The following is a 6675-nucleotide window of genomic DNA, read 5'->3' on the forward strand; positions in this document are numbered from 1 at the left end:
TGGAAGCCGGCAGCGGGATCACCTCGCGATGGCCATGGGCGCGCAGGCCCAGCACAAAATGATCGCGGTCGATGCCCTCGATCGGCGCCTCGCCGGCCGGATAGACTTCCGCGACCACCACCGTGTCGGCATCGTTGAAACAAGTACAAAATTCCTCGAACAGCGACTGCAATCGCGTGAAGCGATGCGGCTGCACCACGGCGATGATCTTGCCATCGGTGGATTCCCGCGCCGCCTTCAGCACCGCCGCGATCTCGACCGGATGATGTCCGTAATCGTCGATGATGGTGACGCCGTTCCATTCGCCTGTCCTGGTGAAGCGCCGCTTGACGCCGCCGAAGCCGGCCAGCGCCTTGCGGATGGTGTCGTCGGACAGGCCAAGCTGGTGCGCCACCGCGATCGCCGAGGTGGCGTTCAGCGCATTGTGGCGGCCAGGCATCGGCAGCACGAGGTCGACGATCTCGTGCGAGGTGCCGGCCTTGCGGTCGCGGAACGCGACCGTGAATTTGGAGCCGCCGCCGGTCGGGACGAGATCGACCAGCCGCGCATCGGCCTGCGGATTTTCGCCGTAGGTGATGATGCGGCGGTCCTCGATCCTGCCGACGATGCTCTGCACCACCGGATGGTCGATGCACATCACGGCAAAACCGTAGAACGGCACGTTCTCGACGAAATGGCGGAACGCGTCCTGCACCGCCTCGAAGGTGCCGAAATGGTCGAGATGCTCGGGGTCGACATTGGTGACGATGGCGACGTCGGCCGGCAGTTTCAGGAACGTGCCGTCGCTCTCGTCGGCCTCCACCACCATCCACTCGCCGGCGCCGAGCCGGGCGTTGGTGCCGTAGGCGTTGATGATGCCGCCATTGATCACGGTCGGATCGAGATCGCCGGCATCGAGCAGCGCTGCGACCATCGAGGTGGTCGTGGTCTTGCCATGGGTGCCCGCGATCGCGACGCAGCTTTTCAGCCGCATCAGCTCCGCCAGCATTTCGGCGCGGCGCACCACCGGGATGCGCTGCGCGCGGGCCGCCATCAGTTCGGGATTGTCGCGCTTGATCGCGGTCGACACGACAAGCACCTCGGCGCCGGCGACGTTCTCGGCCTTGTGGCCGACCGAGATCCGGATGCCCTTGTCGCGCAGCCGGTTGACGTTGGCGCCCTCGGAGGCGTCGGAGCCCTGCACGGTGTAGCCCAGATTGCACAGCACCTCGGCGATGCCGCTCATGCCGATGCCGCCGATCCCGACGAAGTGAATGGGTCCGATCTCGCGCGGCAGTCTCATGGCATCTTCCCTGACGTCATCGTCCGCGAAGGCGGACGATCCAGTAATCCGCGAAGCCCGAGGTCCAAATCAGCTGCGCGGGGTACTGGATGCCCCGCTTTCGCGGGGCATGACAAGGCCCTTTTCGTCATTCCGGGGCACTCACGCAGTGAGTGAACCCGGAATCTCGAGATTCCGGGTTCGCTCGCGATGCGAGCCCCGGAATGACGAGGACGTCAGATTCCCGCTGTCTTCACCACCAGATCGGCCAGCCGCTCGGCGGCGTCCAGCCGGCCCATGGTGCGGGCGCTGGCGGCCATCGCGGTCAACCGCTCCGGCTCGGCGGCGAGGGTGGAAATTTCCGCGGCCAGCCGGTCGGGCGTGAAGTCCGTCTGCGCAATCCGGATCGCGCCGTTCGCCTGCGCCAGCACGCCGGCATTGGCGAACTGATCCTGATCGATCGAGCCGGGCAGCGGCACCAGGATCGAGGGCCGGCCGATGGCGGCGAGTTCGGCCACGGTGCCGGCACCGGAGCGCGAGATCACCAGATGGCTCGACGCCAGCCGCGCCGGCAAATCGGTAAAGAACGGCGCCAGTTCGGCCTGGATCTTGAGCCGGTCATAGACCGCGCGCACCCGCGCCATGTCCTCTTCGCGCACCTGCTGGGTCAGGATCAGCCGGCTCCACAGCGCCGGCGCCAGCCGCTCGATCGCACCAGGCACGATATCGGCCATCACCCGCGCGCCCTGGCTGCCGCCGACCACCAGCAGGCGAAGCGGGCCGGTCGCCTCGGGCGAAGCGAATGTCACCTTGGCCGCGGCGAGGACCGCCGGGCGCATCGGCGTGCCGACGGTGGTGGTCTTGCCGGCCAGCGCGGGATCGCGGTCCAGCACGCCCGGCAGCGACGTCGCGATCGCGCTGACGCGGCCGGACAGGAACCGGTTGGCGCGGCCGAGCACCGCATTGGCCTCGTGAATGATGCCGGGCACGCCGAACAGTCTGGCCGCCAGCAGCGGCGGCAAGGTCGGATAGCCGCCGAAACCGACCACGGCCCTTGGACGAAGCCGCCGCATCAGATTGAGCGATACCGCGGTGCCGGCGGCGAGCAGCATGCCGGTGCGGGCCAGCGACCATGGCGTGCGGCCGCGCACGGTCTCGCTCGGCACCACGTCGATGGTGTCCCTGGTGAACAGGCCGCTGTAGCGCAGCGCGCGGGCATCGGTGGCAAGCCGCACCCGAAAACCGCGCCGGATCAACTCGACGCCGAGCGCCTCGGCGGGAAACAGATGACCGCCGGTGCCGCCGGCGGCCAGCAGGATGAGGGGCGAGGAACTGTCCATGGGATAGCCTGGTACCTGAAAGCAAAAATCGAAGTTGCTGCCATCCTTCGAGACGGCCACTCCGTGGCCTCCTCAGGATGAGGTCTTACTTGTTGAAACACAATGACCTCATGCTGAGGAGCATCGCAGGGCGATGCGTCTCGAAGCATGGGCAGCAAGCGACTCCCCCAACTCACACAGTCGGTACTAACGAGTGGCGTTGATCGTTCACGCGTAGTTCGGCGCGGCGTTGGCGTCGCCGATCGATTCCATCTCGGTGCGCGGCCGCAGCCGCGTCAGCGCCAGCATCATGCCGACGCTGTAGGCCAGCGAGATGATGGAGGAGCCGCCATAGGAAATGAACGGCAGCGTCATGCCCTTGGCCGGTATCAGTTGCAGATTGACCGACATGTTGATCGCGGCCTGCACCCCGAACAGGATGGCGAGGCCGGAGGCCGCGAACCGCGAGAACAGATCCTCTGTGGCATAGGCGCGCGCCAGCGTACGGATCACGACAAAGGCGAACAGCGCCAGCAGCGCCAGGCACAGGATGATGCCGAACTCCTCCGCCGCGACGGCGAAGACGAAGTCGGTATGGCTGTCCGGCAGGCTGCGCTTGGCGATGCCCTCGCCCGGGCCGAGGCCGAACCAGCCACCGTTGGAGAAGGCCTCCATCGCGGTATCGACCTGGAAGGTGTCGCCAGTGCCGGGATTCATGAAGCGCTTGATGCGGAAGGCGACGTGCGGGACCATGAGATAGGCGCCGAACAGCCCGGCGCCGGCGGCGGCGGCGAGCCCGGCCACCCAGATCATCCGCATCCCCGCGATGAAGAACAGCGCGCCCCACACCATCAGGATCAGCAGGGTCTGGCCGAAATCGGGCTGCAGCACCAACAGCGCCACCAGCGTCAGCAGCAGCCCGAGCGCAATCGAGGTCGCCGGCATTTCCGGCCGACGTGCCGATTCCGCGAACAGCCATGCCGCCAGCACCACGAAGGCGGGCTTGGCGGATTCGGAAGCCTGGATGTTGACGCCGAGCAGGGTGATCCAGCGCCGCGACCCCTTGACCTCGGGTCCGATCAGCAGCGTCGCCACGATCAGCACGACGGAAACCGCGAATACGACCAGCGCGACGCGCCGGATCTGGCGCGGCGACAGGAACGAGACCCCGATCAGCACGATGAAGCACGGCAGCAGAAACAGCACATGGCGGTTGAAGAAATGGAACGGATCCAGGCCGATCCTGGTCGCGACCGGCGGACTGGCCGCCAGCGACAGGATGACGCCGCCCAGCATCAGCCCGGCGATCGCCGCCAGCAGCAGGCGGTCGACCGTCCACCACCATTCGCTCAGGGGAGTGCGTTGTTCACGGGAGATCATGGGCGTCCCCAAGGGGCTGAGGTATCGCCCATTGGTGGCCGAGGATGGTTATCAAGGGGTTAATGGGATGGAAATGTTTTGACGGCCGATTGCGTGAGACAGGCGGTGGCTCGTTTTGGGTATCACAACGCTCCGCGCAACTTGCCCTCTTCCACAACTCCCTTGCCGTTCAGCATGCCGAGATCATCGGTCACATAAAGCGCTTCTGAAAAGTCGTCGTCCAGAAAGTAGGCGCTGCGCGATATCAGCACGGGAATTCCGGCGCGTGATGCCGCAACCAACCCTATGCCGGAATCCTCGATCGCCAGACATTCGGATGCGGACAGATCCAGTCGAGCCAGCACTTCCAGGTAGACGTCCGGCGCCGGCTTCTTGTTCGCCACCTCGTCACCTGCGACGATCGCCACGAACCGGTTCGCCCAAGCCCGACCCAACGCCGGCCCAAGCAAGGCATCGATGTTGCCGCGAGAGGTCGTCGTCGCAATCGCCAGGCGCTGACCGCGTGTCCGCGCCTGATTCAACAGGGCTTCGACGCCTGGACGTAGCGGGCAGCCACCACTTGCCATCAGATCGGCGTAGATCGTGGTTTTGGTCATGTGCAATTCTGCGATCTCGGCGTCCGAAAGTGATGACGTCCCTCCCAACCGGCGATCGAAGGCGCGAATCCGCTCCTTGCCGCCCGCAACCCGAAGCAGGTCCTTGTAGACAACGCGTCCCCAGCACCAGGCGAGACCGGCTCTGGCGAAGGCGGCATTGAAGGCCAGGCGATGAACTTCCTCGGTTTCAGCCAGCGTGCCATCGACATCAAGGATCAGAGCCCGCGACCGAACGATTCGTTCGTTGACGCGATCGAGACGCGCGTCCGACGAGGCCCGTTCGTCGCTCATAGGTTCCTCCCCTGAAAACGGGTACCGCGTTTGGTTGCGACACAATCAGGATGCAGGACACATAGAGGGAGAGGAAATTTTGTTTTCCTGGACCGATCCAAACTATTCCTTATGGGAGAAGGGCGCGCCGTTGCCTGGCCGATCTGTGCGAATGAATCTTGCTAGATTTTCGACCTATCGGCCTTGCCGAACGGCCGGTTCATTCGCACGATCGTGAGGTTGAGGAAGGCCGCGAATGTCACCCAGAGGAGGTAGGGCAAAAGGAGCCAGCTTGCCAATGTGGAGAATTGCGCCACGCCGAACATGAGGGCCACGATGGAAAGCCAGAGGAACGGCACCTCGATCAGGGCCCAGTCCGGTCGCTTCAGATTGAAGAACAGCGGACTCCAGAGCATGTGGAGGACAATGTTGATGCCGAACAGGATGAGGATGAGAAGTTGCCCCGAACTGCTGGAGGCTTGTGTCCAGGCCAGCACGCCTGACCATGCGGCGAGGCCGAGGATCACCGTCCAGGCCGGTCCAAATATCCAGTTGGGAGGGTTCCACCACGGCTTTTTCAGATTTTCGTACCAGCTCCCGACCGTCGTCATCCAGCCGCCCACGCCGAGCACAAGCAAAGTGGTAAGGGTCGCGACGATGATGGGCAGGGTCAATTTCAGTTCCTCAAACAGGTTTTCATTCCGCACACGAACAACGCGTGGCGAGGCAGGCACGTCTACCATATGGGGTCACCATCGCGTGGCGCGATGCCTGTTGTCGAAAAAATGAAGTATCCGGTTTGAGCCCGTCAACTGCAAAACCGTCACACCACCGGCTTGAAGACCTCCAGCGTGGTGACGAGGTCGCGGAACGCAAAAGAGCACTGCCCATGAAGTTGAAAACGATATTGATAACCGCGGGCTTGGTGATTTTTCTCGGTATGGGCCTCTATCTGGGAATAACGGAGGGCATCGAACCGAGCATTGGACCATGCTCGAAATACTCCATCATCTGTCTTCGATAACGGCGACAGCACCACAGGGATAAGCCCGAGACATCAGCGTCGCATGCCGCGCTGGCGACGGCGACTTCGGGCGTTTCGAATATCTCGTACGGCACCCGGTCGCCGGGCTTGCCGGAATCGCCGGCGCCGTCTCTCCGATCAGATAGGCCTTGCGGAGGCGCGGGAAATATTCGGCGACGCTGGCGTTGCCGCCGATCCTTCGCGCCGCCGGCGGACTAGGATGCGATAGCTCGGCTTCCCAGTAGTTTTTTTGCCGCCTGCGCGGCGGAGTCAGCCCAGCTCGAATCGCCATGGATGAGCATGAGCGCCATGGCGCCCTCCATCAGCAACATGACCTCTCGCGCGCGGTCACCGGGGGAGGCAATTCCGGTGGAGGCCAGTTCGCCGGCGAGCCAGCTTTCCACGGCGGCCTTGTGCTTTCGCGCAATTGCCCGCGCAGGGTGACCGCGCAGATCAGCGAGTTCAACGACGGCACGCGTGAAGCCCCCTCCGGAATATTTCGGCTTCTTCGCCCATTCACGCAGCTGTGCGAAATAACTCTCGATCAGTTCGTCCCCTGTCGTGACCGGTCGATGGAACTGTCGCAGTCGCTCCAGCGCCAGTTCGCTGGAATAGGCCAGCGTAGCCGCCATCAGGGCGTCCTTGCTTCGGAAGTGTTGATACATTGCTCGCTTGGTGATGCCGGCGCGTGCTGCAATCTCGTCCATCGAAACTCTGAGGAATCCCTGGCGCCAGAACAATCCGTATGCCGCGTCGAGAATATGCAGTCGCGTCTGCGCGGCCGATCGTCTCATGGCTTGCCTCTTGGTATACCGATGAGTGAAT

6 protein-coding genes are annotated in these 6675 nt (G+C 63.9%); all 6 read right to left on the reverse strand.

Annotated elements, in window-relative coordinates; all coding sequences use genetic code 11:
• Positions 1–1282, reverse strand: a 1282-nt coding sequence (gene murC / locus Q8R73_RS19840; protein WP_305721245.1) for a UDP-N-acetylmuramate--L-alanine ligase, incomplete at its 3' end; no start/stop codon positions are given.
• 215 nt (positions 1283–1497) lie between these two features.
• Positions 1498–2601: an undecaprenyldiphospho-muramoylpentapeptide beta-N-acetylglucosaminyltransferase gene (gene murG / locus Q8R73_RS19845; RefSeq protein ID WP_305721246.1), complete on the reverse strand. Its 1104-nt coding sequence runs from the start codon at positions 2599–2601 to the stop codon at positions 1498–1500.
• A 207-nt stretch (positions 2602–2808) separates the two neighbouring features.
• Complete coding sequence (locus Q8R73_RS19850) at positions 2809–3960, reverse strand: putative peptidoglycan glycosyltransferase FtsW (RefSeq protein WP_305721247.1); 1152 nt, start codon at positions 3958–3960, stop codon at positions 2809–2811.
• 122 nt (positions 3961–4082) lie between these two features.
• Positions 4083–4847 carry an HAD-IA family hydrolase gene (locus Q8R73_RS19855; RefSeq protein WP_305721248.1) on the reverse strand — a complete coding sequence of 255 codons (765 nt, stop codon included), beginning with the start codon at positions 4845–4847 and terminating at the stop codon, positions 4083–4085.
• A gap of 161 nt (positions 4848–5008) precedes the next feature.
• Positions 5009–5500 (reverse strand): TspO/MBR family protein, encoded by a 492-nt coding sequence (locus tag Q8R73_RS19860; RefSeq protein WP_305721249.1) that lies wholly within the window; start codon positions 5498–5500, stop codon positions 5009–5011.
• Positions 5501–6065: 565 nt separating this feature from the next.
• Positions 6066–6675, reverse strand: a 610-nt coding sequence (locus Q8R73_RS19865) for a TetR/AcrR family transcriptional regulator (RefSeq protein WP_305721250.1), incomplete at its 5' end; no start/stop codon positions are given.

Source organism: Bradyrhizobium sp. (assembly GCF_030697065.1).
Lineage (GTDB): Bacteria > Pseudomonadota > Alphaproteobacteria > Rhizobiales > Xanthobacteraceae > Bradyrhizobium.

What these genes read in the sequence shown, in the direction of transcription:
- Q8R73_RS19850 (WP_305721247.1), bottom strand. Translation starts at nt 3,960, where the DNA reads ATGATCTCCCGTGAACAACGCACTCCCCTGAGCGAATGGTGGTGGACG.
- Q8R73_RS19855 (WP_305721248.1), bottom strand. Translation starts at nt 4,847, where the DNA reads ATGAGCGACGAACGGGCCTCGTCGGACGCGCGTCTCGATCGCGTCAAC.
- murG (WP_305721246.1), bottom strand. Translation starts at nt 2,601, where the DNA reads ATGGACAGTTCCTCGCCCCTCATCCTGCTGGCCGCCGGCGGCACCGGC.